10 protein-coding genes are annotated in these 18194 nt (G+C 54.3%); 7 read left to right on the forward strand and 3 right to left on the reverse strand.

Annotated elements, in window-relative coordinates; all coding sequences use genetic code 11:
- Positions 1-173 precede the first annotated feature (173 nt).
- Complete coding sequence (locus tag ACF2G4_RS16745) at positions 174-809, forward strand: NAD-dependent epimerase/dehydratase family protein (protein WP_215847782.1); 636 nt, start codon at positions 174-176, stop codon at positions 807-809.
- On the opposite strand, the gene nrdG is transcribed toward ACF2G4_RS16745, so the two are convergent.
- Together nrdG and nrdD are read right to left on the reverse strand one after the other, a co-directional pair.
- Complete coding sequence (gene nrdG / locus ACF2G4_RS16750) at positions 801-1265, reverse strand: anaerobic ribonucleoside-triphosphate reductase-activating protein (protein ID WP_409075983.1); 465 nt, start codon at positions 1263-1265, stop codon at positions 801-803. The two genes, ACF2G4_RS16745 and nrdG, sit on opposite strands and share 9 nt — an antisense overlap.
- The gene (gene nrdD, locus ACF2G4_RS16755; protein WP_215847780.1) at positions 1265-3403 is read right to left on the reverse strand and encodes an anaerobic ribonucleoside-triphosphate reductase; all 2139 of its coding nucleotides are present in this window, start codon (positions 3401-3403) and stop codon (positions 1265-1267) included. Before nrdD ends, nrdG begins: the two co-directional genes overlap by 1 nt.
- 247 nt (positions 3404-3650) lie before the next feature.
- Here nrdD and ACF2G4_RS16760 point away from each other — a divergent pair, with 247 nt between their 5' ends.
- Positions 3651-6026 carry a beta-N-acetylhexosaminidase gene (locus ACF2G4_RS16760; protein WP_409075175.1) on the forward strand — a complete coding sequence of 792 codons (2376 nt, stop codon included), beginning with the start codon at positions 3651-3653 and terminating at the stop codon, positions 6024-6026.
- Between the two features lie 114 nt (positions 6027-6140).
- Here ACF2G4_RS16760 and galR read toward each other — a convergent pair whose 3' ends face one another.
- On the reverse strand, positions 6141-7142 hold the full coding sequence (gene galR, locus ACF2G4_RS16765) for an HTH-type transcriptional regulator GalR (protein WP_243078701.1): 1002 nt from the start codon (positions 7140-7142) through the stop codon (positions 6141-6143).
- A gap of 191 nt (positions 7143-7333) precedes the next feature.
- Between galR and ACF2G4_RS16770 the strand changes: the two genes are divergently transcribed.
- The 5 genes from ACF2G4_RS16770 (at position 7334) to ACF2G4_RS16790 (ending at position 17973) form a co-directional block, all read left to right on the forward strand.
- On the forward strand, positions 7334-9607 hold the full coding sequence (locus ACF2G4_RS16770; RefSeq protein ID WP_215847778.1) for a molybdopterin guanine dinucleotide-containing S/N-oxide reductase: 2274 nt from the start codon (positions 7334-7336) through the stop codon (positions 9605-9607).
- 404 nt (positions 9608-10011) lie between these two features.
- The gene (locus tag ACF2G4_RS16775; protein WP_215847777.1) at positions 10012-11739 is read left to right on the forward strand and encodes a penicillin-binding transpeptidase domain-containing protein; all 1728 of its coding nucleotides are present in this window, start codon (positions 10012-10014) and stop codon (positions 11737-11739) included.
- Between the two features lie 563 nt (positions 11740-12302).
- Positions 12303-13439: an efflux RND transporter periplasmic adaptor subunit gene (locus tag ACF2G4_RS16780; RefSeq protein WP_243078700.1), complete on the forward strand. Its 1137-nt coding sequence runs from the start codon at positions 12303-12305 to the stop codon at positions 13437-13439.
- A gap of 9 nt (positions 13440-13448) precedes the next feature.
- Positions 13449-16577 carry an efflux RND transporter permease subunit gene (locus tag ACF2G4_RS16785; protein WP_243078699.1) on the forward strand — a complete coding sequence of 1043 codons (3129 nt, stop codon included), beginning with the start codon at positions 13449-13451 and terminating at the stop codon, positions 16575-16577.
- Entirely contained in the window at positions 16567-17973 is a 1407-nt protein-coding gene (locus ACF2G4_RS16790) for an efflux transporter outer membrane subunit (protein ID WP_409075176.1), read from the forward strand. The genes ACF2G4_RS16785 and ACF2G4_RS16790 overlap by 11 nt, the downstream gene beginning before the upstream one ends.
- Positions 17974-18194: the final 221 nt, after the last annotated feature.

The following is an 18194-nucleotide window of genomic DNA, read 5'->3' on the forward strand; positions in this document are numbered from 1 at the left end:
CTTACGCTATTCTCTACCCATCGTGCTTCACGCTGCAGCAGCACTGCTGCAATCTGAATAACTCAGGATATTCATACCCATTAAGCCTGGTCGGCAATGATGAAAATGCAAGCCAAGCCGGGGATATGAGCACTCTTTTTGTCATTAAGTAGAATAATGTATAAGGGGATGCGATGAATCGCGTATTACTGACTGGTGCAACCGGGTTGGTGGGGTCATATCTGCTACGCCTGTTGATTGAGGATTCACGCATCGACGAAATCATCGCGCCCACGCGGCGGCCATTACCCGCGATGCGTAAAGTGGTGAATCCCGTTGAAGCGGATCTCACAGATGTTTTGGGCCCGCTAGAAGCCTCGCTGGATACGGTATTTTGCTGTCTGGGTACCACGCGCAAGCAGGCGGGCAGTAAAGAAGCGTTTGTACACGTTGATTACACGTTGGTGGTAGATAGCGGATTAAGCGGCTTACGGCTCGGAGCAAAACAGATGCTGGTGGTCAGCGCACACGGCGCTAATCGTAGCTCGCCGTTTTTCTATAACCGGGTAAAAGGTGAGATGGAAAACGCGCTGCGTCATCAAGGCTGGCCGCATCTTACGCTGGTGCGACCTTCACTGCTGCTGGGTGAGCGGTCGAAGAAACGTGGCGGTGAAAGTCTGATGGCCCCGCTGTTCACTATGTTGCCTGGCAACTGGCGTTCGGTGCAGGCACGCGATGTCGCGCAATGCCTGCACGATCAGGCATTTTTACCGGGAAAAGCGCGCGTCACCGTCATTGAATCCGGTGACATTCCGCGCAACTTAACGTAAATACCAGAGTTGTTGATTGCGGCTGCCGCGCCATTGCAGCGTGGCATCTTTCTCTGCCTCAATGAAACGCCCATCAATTAACACATCGATAAAATCCAGCACTTCGCGCTGTGACGCATTCAGTTCGTCAATTTGATAGCCGGTCCACAGCCAAATATCTTTCTCCGCGCACTCTTTGCGTACTCGCTTAACCAGACGGCGAATGTGCGGCACGTTATGCGGATGCAGCGGATCGCCACCGCTTAGCGACAACCCCTGGCGCGGAATGCGCGTATCCATTAAATCTGCCAACAGACGCTCCTCCATTTCCAGGCTAAAGGGCACGCCAGAATCGAGCCGCCAGGTGCTTTGGTTGTAACAGCCGCGACACTGATGCTCGCAGCCTGCCACAAACAGCGTGCAGCGAGTGCCGGGTCCATTCACGACATCGACGTCGTAATAGCGATGAACATGCATCATCCCAGCGGTCCGCTGTCGAGATGTTTGACGCGGCGCTGTACTTCCTGCTGCTTGCCGCTGTTAAAGGGTCGGGCATCCGGGCTGCCGAGATAACCGCAGACGCGCCGCGTAACCGAAACGCGCGCCGGATCGTGATTACCGCATTGCGGACAAGTAAACCCGCGGCTGGTACAGCTAAACTCGCCGCTGAAGCCACAGTCGTAACATTCATCGATAGGCGTATTGGTGCCGTAATAAGGCACGCGGTCGTAGCTGTAATCCCAGACATCCTCCAGCGCTTTCAAGTTGTGTTGCATGTTGGGATATTCGCCGTAACAGATGAACCCGCCACTCGCTAACGCCGGATAGGGCGCTTCGAAGTCGATTTTGTCGTAGGGATTAACCTTTTTCTCCACATCAAGGTGGAAGCTGTTGGTGTAATAGCCTTTATCGGTGACGCCTGCGACCACGCCAAATTCGGCCGCATCAAGGCGGCAAAAACGATCGCACAGATTTTCACTTGGCGTGCTGTAGAGGCTGAAGCCATAGCCGGTTTCGGCTTTCCAGGCTTCTGTGGCTGCCCGCATATGCGTAATAATGGCAACGCCTTTGTTACGCAGCGCCGCACTGTCGTAAGGATGTTGAGCGCCGCCGCTCAGTGCATTCAGTGTTTCATGCAGGCCGATAAAACCCAGCGAAAGCGATGCGCGACCATGGCGAAAAATCGGGCCAATCTCATCATCCGCTTTAAGCCGAACGCCACATGCGCCTTCCATATAGAGAATCGGCGCGACGCGCGCTTTGGTTTTCTCCAACCGTGCCACACGCGTCATTAATGCGCGTTTCGCCAGCGCCAGTCGCGTATCCAGCAGCGACCAAAAACGCGCATCATCCCCTTGGGCTTCCAGCGCAATGCGTGGCAGGTTCAGGCTGATTACGCCAATGTTATTGCGTCCTTCGTGAATCTGCTGGCCGTTCTCTTCGTACACGCCCAGAAAGCTGCGGCAGCCCATGGGCGTTTTGAATGAGCCGGTGACCTGAACCACCTGATCGTAATTCAAAATGTCGGGGTACATGCGTTTGCTGGCGCATTCAAGCGCCAGCTGCTTGATATCGTAATTGACGTCGCCCGCGCGGCGGTTAACGCCTTCACGAATCGCAAACACCAGCTTAGGGAACACCGCCGTTTTATGATTTTTACCCAATCCGGCCAGTCGGTTACGTAAAATGGATTGCTGAATCAAACGCGACGCCCAATCGGTGCCGAGACCAAAGCCAAATGTCACAAACGGCGTTTGTCCGTTGGCGGTATGCAACGTGTTGACCTCATATTCCAACGACTGAAAAGCGTCATAACACTCTTTTTCAGTGCGTGCCCGCGCATAGGCTTCTGGCTCCGCAATCTGCCATTCGTCAGCCACCGCGCGATGTTTCGCCAGGCTCAGCGCCACAAACGGCGCGAGCACTTCATCAATGCGGTTGATAGTGGTGCCGCCGTAAATATGACTGGCGACCTGCGCAATAATTTGTGCGGTCACGGCGGTTGCAGTGGCAATGGATCTCGGCGGTGCGATCTCCGCGTTGCCCATTTTGAAACCGTTGTTCAACATGCCCGTTAAATCGATCAGCATGCAGTTAAACATCGGGAAGAAAGGGGAATAATCGAGATCGTGATAATGAATTTCACCGCGTTCGTGCGCCAGCACGACATCACGCGGCAGAATTTGCTGTTGCGCATAATGTTTAGCGACGATCCCCGCCAGCAAATCGCGCTGCGTCGGGATCACTTTGCTGTCTTTATTGGCGTTTTCATTGAGCAAGGCCGCATTGGTCTGATCGACCAAACCGCGAATAGCGTGATGCAGTTTGCCACGTTGTTCACGTGCGACATCGCGGTCATGACGATACTCAATATAAGCACGCGCCAGATGCGGATAAGGCCCACACATCAAGGTTTCCTCAACGGCACACTGAATATCACGAATATCGACTTCATGCTGTTCTGCCAGCTGCGCGCTGACGTTATCTGCCACCGCTGCACACCAGGCCGCATCATCAACTTTTACTGCTAATGCTGCGGCTGCAACCGCATCACGAATGCGCTGCGCATCATACCCAATGCGACACCCGTCGCGTTTTATCACCACCGTTGCCATCTTCCTGAATCCATATGTAGGTGTTTTTAAGGAGCATACGCACTACATGTAGTTATTTCCTTGAAATAATGCTGCTCAATTTGACCGAAAACAAAGAAGCGATATCCAGTTTTGAAAAGGCGTCCGCAGCCTAAAAACGGGGATAGGTTCACACTTCTCTGCGACTCACTTGATTTACGCCGCGAAACAACTTTAATGAAGCCTTTGTGCTCTCTTCTCGTCATTGACTCTACAAGGATGCCCGCCGATGTCGTTACGCCGTTCTTTTGTTGCCTGTTGTTGCGCTTTGTCCTTCTCCGCTTTTGCCGAAAACTTGTCTTTAATGCCTTGGCCGCAACAGGTTGAGCAGCCTGCCAGCGGAGAGAAATTACGTTTGACGCCACAGCTGACGCTGAATATTTCTGGCGATCATCTGGCTGGCGCTGAGTCGCGTTGGCTGGCGCGCATTGCCCGGCAAACGGGCTGGCCATTGCTGCCAGCGGCGCAGCCGGTTGAACACCCAACCATTCGCGTGGTGATTGCGCGCGCCGTTGACCCGCTCCCTAAACCGGACAGCGATGAGAGCTACCAGTTGCAGGTCAACGGTAACGGTGTGCTGCTCAGTGCAAATACCCGGTTCGGCGCGATGCGCGGTATGGAAACGTTGTTACAGCTGATTGAAAATGGGGACAAAGAGACGGCAATACCTTACGTCACCATTCACGACAAACCGCGCTTTCCATGGCGTGGTTTGCTGATCGACGGCGCGCGTCATTTCATGCCGATTGAAACCATCAAACGGCAGATCGATGGTCTTGCTGCTGCGCGTATGAACGTTTTTCACTGGCATTTGACTGACGATCAGGGCTGGCGCTTTGCATCCAGCCATTATCCGCAGCTGCAACAGAAGGCCAGCGATGGCCTGTTTTATAGCCAAGAAGAGATGCGCGAAGTGGTGCGCTATGCTACCGAGCGCGGCGTGCGTGTGGTGCCGGAACTGGATGTACCGGGACACGCTTCTGCTATCGCGGTGGCAATGCCTGAACTGATGAGCGCGCCGGGACCTTACAAAATGGAGCGTGGCTGGGGCGTATTTAAGCCGCTGCTCGATCCCAGCAATGAGCAGGTTTATCAGGTGATCGATACGCTGGTGGGCGAAATGACGGCGATCTTCCCCGATCCCTACCTGCATATTGGTGGTGACGAGGTGGATCCCACTCAATGGAATGCGTCCAGCAAAATTCAGCAGTTCATGCGCGACAATAACCTGAAAGATGCCCATGCGTTACAGGCTTACTTCAATCTGCGGGTCGAGAAGATTCTTGAAGCGCATCATCGTCAAATGGTGGGTTGGGATGAGATTTATCATCCTGACCTGCCACGCAGTATTTTAATTCAGTCGTGGCAAGGTCAGGATGCGCTGGGCGCGGTGGCCAAAGATAATTATCGCGGCATTCTCTCTACCGGTTTTTATCTCGATCAGCCACAACCTGCCGATTATCACTATCGCAATGAAATCTTCCCGCAAGGTCTGGAAGCACAGGATGAGATCCACAGCGGCGAACAGGCGCAGAGCTGGTCATTTACTCTGCCACGCCTCAAAGGCAAGGCCGTCGACGGCAGTTTTACGCTGATCGAGGGCAAAGAGGGTTGGCGTGGCTTTATCGATTTCGCTGGTAAATCGCGTCGCATGGTGAAGAGCATTACCTGGCTTTCATCGCAGCAGGTGAGCTTCGAGGTTGATACCTGGATGGGGCCTCTTAAACCGACCCTGACGCTCACGCCAGATGCGCTTAGCGGTTACATGCTGGTTGGCAATGTGCGTTATGCCACACAAGGGAAGCGGATGGCGAAAGTGCCAGCAGGTATCGCCCCAACGCTGCCGAATATGCAGCAGATGCAACAAAACCTGTTGGGCGGTGAAGCCGCGCTCTGGGCCGAGAACGTTAACAGCAGCATCATTGATACCAAATTATGGCCACGTGCTTTTGCGGTTGCTGAACGTTTATGGTCGGCAAAAGACGTCACTCAACCCGACAATATGTATCAACGCCTTGAAGCTATGGATCGCTGGACCACGATCTCAGTCGGCACGCAGCAACATGCACAAGCTGAACAGCAGATGATGCGATTGGCGAATCGTAGTGATATTCAACCGCTACGGCTGTTCGCACAAGCACTGGAACCGGCGCAATATTACACGCGTCAGCATCTGAAATTTCAGGCGGGACATTATGATTATCACGAACCCTTGAATCGTCTGGCGGATGTGCTGCCAGCAGAAAGTCTTGCGGTACGCGCCCTGGACAAACAGGTGGATGCGCTCATTGCCAACCGGGCCAATTCATCCGCAGCGGCAGCGATTCGTGCGCAGTTGCACATTTGGCACGATAACAACGATCAGTTAAAACCGCTGTTAAGCGCCAGTTATATGTTGCAGCCGCTTGAAAACAGCGCCAAACAGGTCAATGAGCTGAGCCAAATGGGAATTGAATTGGTGAATGCCTATACGCGTAATCAGGCATTTGGTGCCAATGACGTGGCCGACATGCATGCCAAACTGGATGCAGCGGCGCAATTGCAGGATGAAACGGTGATTGCACTGGTGCGGCCGCTAGAGAAATTGTTGCGCGCCTTTAAATAAAAGAGCGCGTCGCTTGAGGCGGCAAGCGGGTAAATCCCCGGGCGCTTACGCAGGTAAGTGGCCGAGGCGAACACGCGCAGCCAACGCATCTGTCGTTCGGAGTAGACAGCGGGATTAAATGGGCCTGCTGACAGAATGACGCCGCACCAGCGTCGGACTAAACATATTCGTCACTTCAGGCAGCGGCTGGTCGTTAGCCAATGCTAACGCCAGTTCTGCTGCCTGTTGCGCCATGGTGACAATTGGATAGCGCACCGTGGTAAGGCGTGGACGTACATAGCGTGACACCAACACATCATCGAAACCAATCAGTGACATCTCTTCCGGGACACGTACGCCGTTGTCGCTTAGCACCGCCAGTGCACCGGCAGCCATCGAGTCGTTATAGCAGGCGACGGCGGTGAAATTTCTGCCGCGTCCTAACAGCTCAGTCATTGCCTGTTCGCCGCCGACTTCATCCGGTTCGCCCCACGTCACCAGGCGGTCGTTACATGGCAAACCGTGCTCTTTCAGCGCGTCGTAATAGCCTTGCAAACGATCTTCCGCGTCGGAAATGGTATGAGTAGAGCAGACGAAGGCAATATTTTGATGGCCCAATTGAATCAGATGGCGCGTCGCCAGCCAGGCACCGTAGCGGTCGTCGAGCGCGATGCAGCGTTTTTCAAAGCCTTTGAGTAGCCGATTGAGCAGCACCATCCCCGGTACTTGCTTCATTAACACTTCCAGTTCGGCATCAGGAATTTTTTTGGCGTGAACCACCAACGCTGCACAGCGATGACGCATTAATTGCTCAATCGCCTGCCGCTCTTTTTGCTCATTGTGGTAACCGTTACCAATCAGCAAAAAGTTACCGGTTTGTCCTGCCACCTCATCAACAGCTTTAACCATTGCGCCGAAAAAGGGATCGGAAACGTCACCCACGACTAAACCCAAGGTTTCAGTGGATTGCTGCGCCAGGGCGCGTGCATTGGCGTTTGGATGATATTGCAGTTGCTCCATTGCCTGGCCGACAGCCTGACGCGAGCTTTCACTGGCTTTAGGGGAATTATTGATAACGCGAGAAACCGTGGCGACAGAAACGCCCGCCAGTCTGGCAACATCCTTAATGGTCGACATGCGTTTACCTGCTTCCGGGGAAAACGTTTACACATGGCATCAGTGTTACGGAAAAGCAGGCTCACATCAACCCAACAGAATGCCAGCGTCGTCGCAAAAGAGCGCAAAATCAGCCCTTGTGCAGCGGCTTACAAGGGCGACGCGTTGCATGTTATGCTGTTTTTCCCCAACACCTGCTGTGAAAAACAAAGATGAAAACAAGAGTGCCACATCTGGCGCACTGGGGCGCCTTTAACGCCGTGACAGAAAATGATCGTCTGATTGGCTGCGAACCGTTTTTCGCCGATGCCGATCCGTCACCGATGCTGAATACTATTCCTGAACTGGTCTACTCCGATAAACGTATCCGCCAACCGATGGTGCGTCGCTCGTGGCTAAAATCGCGCGAAAACAGCGATCGCACATTGCGTGGCCGGGAAGATTTTGTCGCGGTGGATTGGGATACCGCGCTGGATTTAGTGGCAGACGAAAACCGCCGTATCCGCGAGCGCTACGGCGCATCGGGCATTTTCACCGGTTCGTATGGCTGGTCTTCTGCGGGCCGTGTTAACCATGCGCGCACGCTGGTTCGCCGCTTTTACTTTAAGGGCGGCGGCGGTGTTGATCAGCAGGGGAATTACAGTTGGGGCGCAGCACAGTTTTTCCTGCCGTATGTGATTGGCACGTATATGCCGCTTACCGGTCGTGTGACCGATTGGCCAGAAGTGGTTGAACACGCAGAAATTTTTGTCGCCTTTGGCGGTTTGGCGCTGAAAAATGCGCAGGTCGCTTCCGGCGGTGCCGGTCAGCACACGTTGAAACCGGCGCTGGAACAGCTCGTCGCCAAAGGTACGCCGATCATCAACATCAGTCCGATGCGTGACGATTGCCCCGCCTTTGTTAACGCCGACTGGATCCCGATTCGCCCCAATACCGATGCCGCATTAATGATGGCGTTGGGCTATGAAATTCAGCAGCGCGGCGCGGTAGATGAGGCTTTTCTTGCCAGCCATTGCACCGGCTGGCCGCAGCTGCGTGCTTATCTGCTGGGCGAAAGTGACGGCGTGGCCAAAACCGCCGGTTGGGCCAGCCGTATCACCGGGATTCCGGCAGAGCGCATTGTGCAGTTGGCACAGCAGCTCATCGGTAAACGCAGCTTTATTACCTGTTCCTATTCGGTACAGCGCGCGCACCGTGGCGAGCAGCCCTATTGGATGATGATTGCGCTCTCTTCAATGCTGGGTCAGCCAGGCTTACCGGGTGCAGGCTTCTCCTTCGGGCACGGTTCGATGAACAGCGTCGGCAATCCGCGTCAGGAAGGGCCTTCGCCATTAATGAGTACTGGACCCAATCCCGGCGGCCTGTCGATTCCTGTGGCTCGCATCAGCGACATGCTGCTGAATCCTGGCCAGCCTTATCCATTCCAGGGCGAAACGCTGACCTATCCCGATATCCATCTGGTGCACTGGGCGGGCGGCAATCCATTCCATCATCACCAGCAGCTCAACCGTCTGGTGGAAGGGTGGCAGAAGCCCGATACGGTAGTGGTGCAGGATATTGTCTGGACGCCGGCGGCACAGATGGCGGATATCGTATTACCCGCCACCACTACGCTGGAGCGCAACGACATTGGCGGGTCATCTCGCGATCGCTTCGTGTTTGCGATGCATCAGGCGGTTAAACCGCAGCATCAGGCGCGTAATGATTTCGATATTTTTGCTGATCTTGCTGAGCGTCTTGGCTACCGCGAAACCTTCACCGAAGGACGCAATGAGATGGAGTGGATCGCGCACCTTTATCAGCAATGTGCGGTGGCACATGCGCATAAAGGCATCGAGTTCCCCGAGTTTGACGCATTTTGGCAACGCGGCTTTGTTGAGATTCCAGAAGGCGGCAAGCCTTATGTGTTTATGGATAATTTCCGCGCCGATCCAGTCGCCCATCCGATTCAAACCGCCAGCGGCAAGATTGAGCTGTTTAGTCAGACCATCGCCGATTATCAGCTGGACGATGTTGCCGGACATCCTGAATGGCGTGAGCCGCAAGAGTGGTTGGGTTCGCCGTTGAGCCGTGACTATCCGCTGCACATGATCTCGATTCAACCTTCTGATCGTCTGCACAGTCAGCTGGATGCCACGGAAACCGTGCAGGGCAACAAAACGGCCGGGCATGAAACGCTCTACATGCATCCGCAAGATGCCGCCGTGCGTGGCATCGTGGAGGGTGATGAGATCGAAGTCAGCAATACGCGCGGCACGATGCTGGCAGGCGTGCGTGTGACCGACGGATTAACGCCGGGCGTGGTGATCGTGTCTACCGGTGCCTGGTTTGATCCCGGCTTCGGCGGCAAATGGCAGCCGTGGGATCGCGCGGGCAACCCAAATGTGCTGACGCTGGACATCGGGACCTCGTCGCTGACCCAGGGTCCTAATGCCATGAGTTGCCTGGTAGAAATCAAAAAACATCCCGTTTGCAAAATAGCGTAGAGATCTCATGGCTGGTTACATTTTGCGGGTAACTGTTGCGTTTGAGTGATAGCAGCCGATCAATCCACCTTGCTACAGTCAGGGTCCCAGAGGTATTGATGGGTGAACATCAATAGATTTTTTTTGATTACACCAACCTGCGCAGATGCGCAGGTTTTTTTTGCCCAAAATTCAGTGATTAACATTCTCCAGAGCGTTCGGCTTGCAGGAAGGCGGCAAAGGAATCAATCTCGATGCGCTTACCGGAGTCAGTGATTCGAATGAACCAGAGCCGTCAACGCATCTGCAAGCTGAAATTTAACGAGGATTACGAACTGAAACACAGTTTTCCTGTTATCCCGGCAGCGCTTTCTTTATAACTGCTGACTTAAGCCTCTTTTCATTATTTAGCGCAGCGGAATGCCATGCCCCGGATTAAAAAACTACTGGGAAAAGACCAGATTAAAGCCTCTTTCAACCCTTTTCGATTTCGTTTGATCTGCCTGGGCGTGCTGGCCTGCATGGTGGTGCTATTGGCGCGCGTAGCCGATTTGCAGTTCCTGAATCAGCCGATGCTGGAGCACGAAGCCGATCAACGCTCGCTGCGTACCGTTACGCTGCCAACCAGCCGCGGCACCTTGCTGGATCGCAACGGCGAAGCGCTGGCGCTCAGCGTACCGTCGCGCGATATCATTGCCGATCCGCTGCGCGTGTTGGAGGGCAACCCCGATTTTACCAGCGAGAAGTGGGCCTATCTTGCTGCCGCATTGAATATGCGTCCTGAACAGATTGCCGCGCAGATCACTGCCAACCCTAAACGTCGCTTCCTCTATTTGGGCCGTAAAGTCGAGCTGGGTATCGCCAAAGACATTAAACAGTTACGACTAAAAGGCGTCAGCGAAGTGTATGACGACAGCCGCTTTTATCCGATGAGCGAAGCCTCTGCACCGTTGATTGGTATTGTCGGGGCCGATAATGTCGGCCTGAACGGGCTGGAAAAGGGCTTTGATAAAGTTCTGCAGGGCGTGCCTGGCAAAGAGGTTTATCGGCAAGATGCGATGGGTAACATCATCTCAATGATCAACTATCAGCCGCCAACCCAGCCGCCAACAGTGCAGCTCAGCATTGATAAGTTCGATCAATACACGCTGTACAGCAAGCTGCGTGATGGTGTGTTGCTGAATAAAGCCGATTCAGGTGCCGCCGTATTGGTGAAGATCGACACCGGCGAGATCCTGGCAATGGCCTCTTATCCATCGTTCAACCCCAACAATTACGATGGCGCAACGCCTGCGCAAATGCGTAACGCCGCGATCAACGACAGTTACGAACCCGGTTCTACCGTGAAACCGCTGGTGGTGATGGAAGGGCTGGAGCGCCATTTAGTGCGGCCTGATTCGGTTATCGACACCACGCCGTATCGTGTGAATGGGCACCTGATCCGTGATGTTGGCCATTGGCCGCGCTTGACCATGACCGGCATCTTGCAGAAATCCAGCGACATTGGCGTTTCGCATATCGCGCTGGCGATGCCAGCTGAAGCGCTGGTGAACACGTATCACGCTTTTGGTCTTGGCAAACCCACGGGATTAGGGCTGACGGGTGAAAGCGTGGGTTACTTCCCGCTGCACCGCACGCGCTGGGCGGATATCGAACGCGCCACGTTTTCCTTTGGTTATGGCTTACGCGTCACGCCACTGCAAATCGCCCGTGAATACGCCACGCTGGGTTCTTACGGTACCTATCGTCCGCTCTCGATCACCAAAGTGACGCCGCCGGTGCTCGGCGAGCAGGTCGCGAACCCGGAAACCGTTAAGCAAGTGGTGCACATGTTAGAAAGCGATGTTTTACCGGGCGGTACCGGGCTAAAAGCGGCGGTACCGGGTTATCGTCTGGCGACCAAAACCGGTACGGCGGAGAAGATGGGCACCAGCGGCAAATACGATGGCGGCTATGTGAACTATACCGCGGGCTTGGCGCCTGCCAGCCATCCTGAAGTCGCGCTGGTGGTAATGATCAACCATCCAACCGCAGGCGACCACTTCGGTGGTTCGGTGGCGGCACCGGTATTCGGCAACATCATGGGGCCTGTACTGAAGCATATGAACGTCGCACCGGATGCTATCTACAGTAAACCTTCGGATAAATCTTAGTAAAATCAAAGTGTAAGTGAGATGTGTGAGTTTTTCACACCTCGTTTCATTTCCGCGTATTCATTTGCTTTTTCCGCCTGTCGCTCAGCGCGCAACGGTGCGAGGATAAAAGTCCCAGAGGTATTGATGGGTGTGAAAACAAAGCTGCTCCGGCAGTTATAACCCTGTTATTACACCGACCCACGCAGATGCGTGGGTTTTTTTTTGCCTTAATCGCGTGGCGGTTAACCCGCTACATCGAGTTGTAAACATTTCACGAGGTCGGCGACAACGAGGCTGACCTGATGCTGTGATTAGCTGCTCACACCTCTTAACCCGCCCTTTACGCTTACCAACAAACGTAAAAACATCTGCTGCAGTAAGCTGACAGCCTGGCGACAACACGCCTGGAGACAGCGCTTTCTGAACATAACGTGCGAAAGGTCCGCACAGAAAGTTTAGGATTTTCGATTCGAAAATATATTTTACGCTTCCTTAACAGCGTACTTCTTTTGACCTCCCTACAATGAACGCCTTTGAGAGTGGTCACTCTCGTTACTTTTACCTTCTTGTTGAGAAAAACTATGCGCATGAAAGTTATTTCAGCCAGCGTGGTGTTTTTACTGGCTGCTTGTGACCAGGGAGCGACGCAGCCTGCTGCTGCAACCACGCCGGAAGTTGGCATCGTCACACTCAAAAGCGAGCCGGTAACCTTGCTGACTCAATTGCCGGGCCGCACGACTGCAGTGAAAACTGCGGAAGTCCGTCCGCAGGTGAGCGGTGTGATTCAAAAACTGCTGTTTACGGAGGGGGGCGAAGTGAAAGCGGGCCAGCCTCTTTATCAAATCGATCCGGCCACTTATCAAGCAGCCTATGACAAAGCCCATGCAACCTGGCAAAACGATGCGGGGGTGGCAAAACGCTATCAGCCTTTAGCGGCTGCACATGCCATTAGCCAGCAAACGTATGATGATGCCGTCGCGGCCGAGCGTGAAGCGAAAGCCGATGTCGAAAGCGCGAAGGTCAACCTGGATTACACCTTGGTTAAAGCGCCGATTACGGGCCACATTAGCCGGTCACTGGTCACCGAAGGTGCTTTGGTCACTAGCGGACAAACCGATTATCTCGCCACTATTCAACAGCTCAATCCTGTCTATGTTGACGTCAGCGAATCCTCCACCGATCTTTTGCGCCTGCGCAAAGCCTTGGCCGACGGCAAGCTAGAGAAAGTGGGCGATAACGCGGCCGCGGTAAAACTGACGCTGGAAGATGGCAGCACTTACGAGCAGCAAGGCAAATTAGCCTTCTCGGAAGTGAATGTTGATGAGGCGACCGGCAGCGTGGTGCTGCGAGCGGTATTCCCTAATCCGCACAATGAACTGCTGCCGGGAATGTACGTGCACGCCAGTTTCCCGCAGGGCGTACAGCAGCAGGGAATTATGGTGCCGCAAGAAGCGATCATGCATGACAGCAAAGGTCAGCCCTATGTCTACGTAGTGAAAGCTGACGACAGCGTTGAGCAGCGCAGCGTAACCACCGGTGAAATGATCCAGGCAAGGTGGCTCATCACCCGCGGTCTGAACAGCGGCGAAAAAGTGGTGGTGAATGGCCTGCAAAGCGTGCATAGCGGCAGCAAAGTGAAAACCGTGGCGGCTAACGTCAACGACACGCCCAGCGCTGACAGTGTCAGCCTGACAATGACCGATCCCTCGGCCCAATAAGGAGACGTCATGTCTACGTTCTTTATCCAGCGTCCAATATTCGCCTGGGTTGTGGCGATTATTGTGATGCTGGTAGGCGCTATCGCCACGCTGAATTTACCGGTTAATCAATATCCCAACATCTCACCTCCCGCCGTCTCTATTTCGGTGACGTATCCGGGTGCCAGCGCCGAAACCACGCAAAACACCGTGGTGCAGGTCATTGAGCAACAGCTGAATGGCCTGGATGGATTGCGCTATCTGGAATCGAACAGCGCCAGCGATGGCAGTGCGCAAATCATCGCCACCTTTAATCAGGGCATTGATCCTGATATCGCTCAGGTTCAGGTACAGGATCGCGTTTCTCTGGCGGAATCTCAGCTGCCCACTGATGTCACACAGCAAGGCATCCGTATTCGTAAATACCAAAAAAACTTCATGATGGTGATAAGCCTGGTGTCGAAAGATGGCAAGCTGAGTAACGGTGATCTCGCCGACATGTTGGTATCGAAGCTGGAAGATCCCATCTCGCGCACCAAAGGCGTTGGCGACTTCATGGTATTGGGTTCTGAGTATGCGATGCGCATCTGGCTCGATCCGGCCAAACTCTATAAGTACAGCCTGATGCCGAGCGACGTCAGCACCGCTATTGATAACCAGAACGTGCAGGTCTCTTCCGGTTCGCTCGGCGGCTTGCCGACCATTCCTGACGCTAAAACGAATGCCACCATTCTGGGTAAATCACGCTTCACCAGCGTGAAGCAGTTTGAAAACGTGCTGCTGAAGGTAAACAGTAACGGTTCGCAGATCCGCCTTAAAGATGTGGGTAACGTGGCATTAGGCCCACAAAGTTACACCATCGACTCAACCATGGATGGCAAACCTTCTGCCGGTATTGCGTTGCGTCTGGCAACAGGCGCCAACGAGCTGGATACCGCCAAAGCGGTGCGCGCCACGGTAGAGGCGCTGAAAGATTCGCTGCCGGATAACGTCGAGGTGCAATATCCCTACGACACCTCGCCAGTGGTCAGCGCGTCAATCGAAGAAGTCGTGAAAACGTTGCTCGAAGCGGTGGTGCTGGTGTTCTTCGTCATGCTGATTTTTCTGCAAAACCTGCGCGCAACCTTTATCACCACGCTGGTGGTGCCAGTGGTCTTGCTGGGAACCTTCGGCATTCTTTCTGCTTTTGGCTACAGCATTAACACCCTGACGATGTTCGGCATGGTATTGGCGATAGGGTTGCTGGTGGATGACGCCATCGTGGTGGTGGAAAACGTCGAGCGCGTGATGCACGAAGAGCAGCTCGATCCCAAAACCGCCACCATTAAGTCGATGCAGCAGATTCAGGGCGCGCTATTTGGTATTGCCTTGGTGCTGTCGGCGGTGCTGCTGCCGATGGCGTTCTTCTCGGGATCGACCGGCGTTATCTATCGTCAGTTCTCCATCACCATTGTGTCAGCCATGGCGCTGTCGGTGCTGATGGCGCTGATCTTTACACCGGCGCTGTGCGCGACGTTGCTTAAATCCTCTTCCGCCGAGCACAAAACTACCGGGCTGGCCGGTTGGTTTAACCGCAAGTTCGACAGCGGCACGCTGCATTACACCCGCGGCGTCAGCAAAGTCATCTCGCGTCGCGGCCTGTTTCTGGTGGTGTATCTGGTGATTGTTGGCGTCACCGGCTATCTGTTCACACGCGTACCGACCACCTTTTTGCCGGATGAAGATCAGGGATTGATGATGGTGCAGATCACACTGCCGGTGAATGCCTCATCGCAGCGCACCCAAAAAGTCATTAACGATCTCAACGACTATCTGCATGACAAGCAAGCGTCGGTGGTCACTACAGTATTTGCGGCCAACGGTTTTAACTTTGCCGGACGTGGGCAAAACAGTGCTATGGCGTTTGTTCGTCTCAAAGACTGGAGTGAACGTACCCAATCGAGCCAGAGCGTGAAAACGCTGGCGGCGAATATCATGGGGCACTTCGCCAATTATAAAGACGCGAAAATCTTTGCCATGGTGCCACCGGCGGTCATGGAGTTGGGGAACGCCACCGGTTTTGACTTCTATCTACAAGATACTGCGGGCCATACGCATCAGGAAATGATGAATGCCACGCACACGTTTCTTGCGCTGGCTAACAACGATCCACGCCTGAGCGCCGTTCGTCTCAACGGCATGGAAGATGAACCGCAATATCAGCTGGAGATCAATGATGAACGCGCCAGCGCGTTGGGTTTAAGCATGGCTGATATCAACAACACCCTGTCGGTCGCTTGGGGATCCAGCTACATCGATCAGTTCATGTATAACGGCCGCGTTAAAGAGGTTTACCTGATGGGTAAAGCCGATTCACGCGTGACGCCGGAAGATCTCAACAAATGGTACTTTCGTAACAGTAGCGGAACCATGGTGCCGTTCTCGGCCTTTGCCAGCGGCGAATGGGTCAGCGGTTCACCGCACTATGAACGCTTTAACGGCATGACGGCAGAAGAGATTCTCGGCTCGCCAGCCTCAGGTTACAGCAGCGGTGAAGCGATGAAAGCGGTGGAAGAGATTGGCGCGAAAATGCCAAAAGGCTTCCGCGTGCAGTGGTACGGCATCTCCTATGAAGAGCAGGCGTCTGGCTCACAAACAGCGCAGCTCTATGCTATTTCCGTGCTGGTGGTGTTCCTGTGCCTGGCCGCGCTTTACGAGAGCTGGTCGATTCCGTTCTCAGTGCTATTGGTGGTGCCGCTTGGCGTACTGGGCACCATCAGTGCGGTGCTGCTGCGCGGTTTGCAAAACGATGTGTTCTTCCAGGTCGGATTGCTCACCACCGTTGGGCTGGCCGCGAAAAATGCCATTTTGATCGTGGAGTTCGCCAAAGAACTGCACGAACGTGAAGGCAGAACGCTGGTGGACGCTGCGGTAGAAGCAGCACGCTTGCGTATTCGACCCATTATCATGACGTCGATGGCATTTATTCTTGGCGTACTGCCGCTCACTATCTCAAACGGGGCGGGTGCGGGCAGCCAGCACTCCATTGGTACGGCGGTAGCGGGTGGAATGCTTACCGCGACATTCCTCGCCATTTTCTTTGTACCGATGTTTTACGTGGTGGTTTCGCAGCTCTTTTCCCGTAAGAAAAAGCCTGAGGTTGTTCACAATGATAACTAAAGCAACGTGCTGGCCGCTGCTGCCATTGGTGGCCGCCCTTGGCTTAACCGGTTGTACGTTACAGCCCAACTATCAGCGCCCAACGCTGCCGGTGGATACGCATTACGATCAAAATACGCCGGTCGGCAATGTCGCCGATCTGCCGTGGCAGAACTTCTTCAACGATGCCACGATGCGCCAGCTGATCGACCTGTCGCTGCAAAACAACCGCGACCTGCGCGTCGCAGCATTGAATGTTGAACAGGCGCGTGCCTCGGTGCAGATCGATCGCGCCGCGCTGCTGCCGTCGATTAACGCCACCGCCAGCCAGACGTCGGCCCATGAACCCGCGAACCTCTACAATACGCAATCGACCGGCGCGGTGACTTATCACGAGTTAAACGCCGGATTAGGCGTGACTTCATGGGAGCTGGATTTCTGGGGACGCTTGCGTAGCCTGCGCGATCAGGCCCAGGAGACCTATCTCTCCACTGAAGCCACCGAACGCGCAACGCGCATTTCGCTGATTTCACAGGTGGCATCGGCGTGGCTAACGCTCTGTTCCGATAACGATCTTCTGCATCTCGCCGAACAAACTGTGCAGAGTCAGCAGAAATCCTATGATCTGACCAAAATAAGCTACAACGGCGGCGTCAGCAGCGATCAGGATTTGGCACAAGCAGAAAGCACCGTGCGCAGCGCCGAAGCGGATGTGGCGAGCTATACGCGTCAGGTACGACAGGATGTGGATGCGCTGCGGCTGTTGGCTGGCACTGATTTACCCGCCACGCTGCTGAAAAACGCCACACTCGACAGCAACTGGCAATTTCCGCAGACGCCAGCGGGATTGCCGTCGGATCTGCTGACGCGCCGCCCGGATATCATCGCTGCTGAGCACACTCTTAAAGCCGCTAATGCCAATATCGGCGCTGCGCGCGCGGCCTTCTTCCCGAATATCACGCTAACCGCATCGGGCGGCTCAACCAGCAGCTCGCTGGGGCATCTGCTGGAAGGCGGTACAGGCGCCTGGTCGTTTGCACCCTCGATCTCTTTGCCGATCTTCGACGGCGGAGTGAATCAGGCCAATCTGGATATCGCTAAAATCGAAAAACGTATCGAGATCGCCAACTATGAGAAAGCGATTCAGACTGCGTTTAAAGATGTTAACGATGCGCTGGCTGGGCAGGATACCTGGCAGAGCCAGCTCATGGCGCTGCAAAAAGAGGTCGCGGCCAACCAGCGCGATTACGACTATTCAGATTTGCGTTATAAGCAAGGCGTTGATAACTATCTCAATGTGTTAGTCGCACAGCGTTCGCTGTATACGGCACAGCAGGCGCTGATTGCGGCACATTTGGGGCAGCTTAATCAAAAAATTACGCTGTACGAAGCATTGGGCGGCGGCTGGAAATCATAATGACGAGCCGTCTCGTCACGCATTTAGCGAGGCGGCTAGTCGCGATTTTAAGCGTCCCTATTCGGCAACGCTTTTCGACACACCTTGCCGGTTAATCAAGGTTTATCTCAGCTTAACCAGACCAGGTCTAAAGCAGAGTCATCGCGCTGAACCGAGCGAAACCCTGATTCTTCTTAACGAAAACCTTACGGTTTGGCGATGGAAAATCGCATCAAATTTAG

Origin of the sequence: Pantoea phytostimulans, assembly GCF_046118715.1 — a bacterium.
Taxonomy (GTDB): domain Bacteria; phylum Pseudomonadota; class Gammaproteobacteria; order Enterobacterales; family Enterobacteriaceae; genus Pantoea; species Pantoea phytostimulans.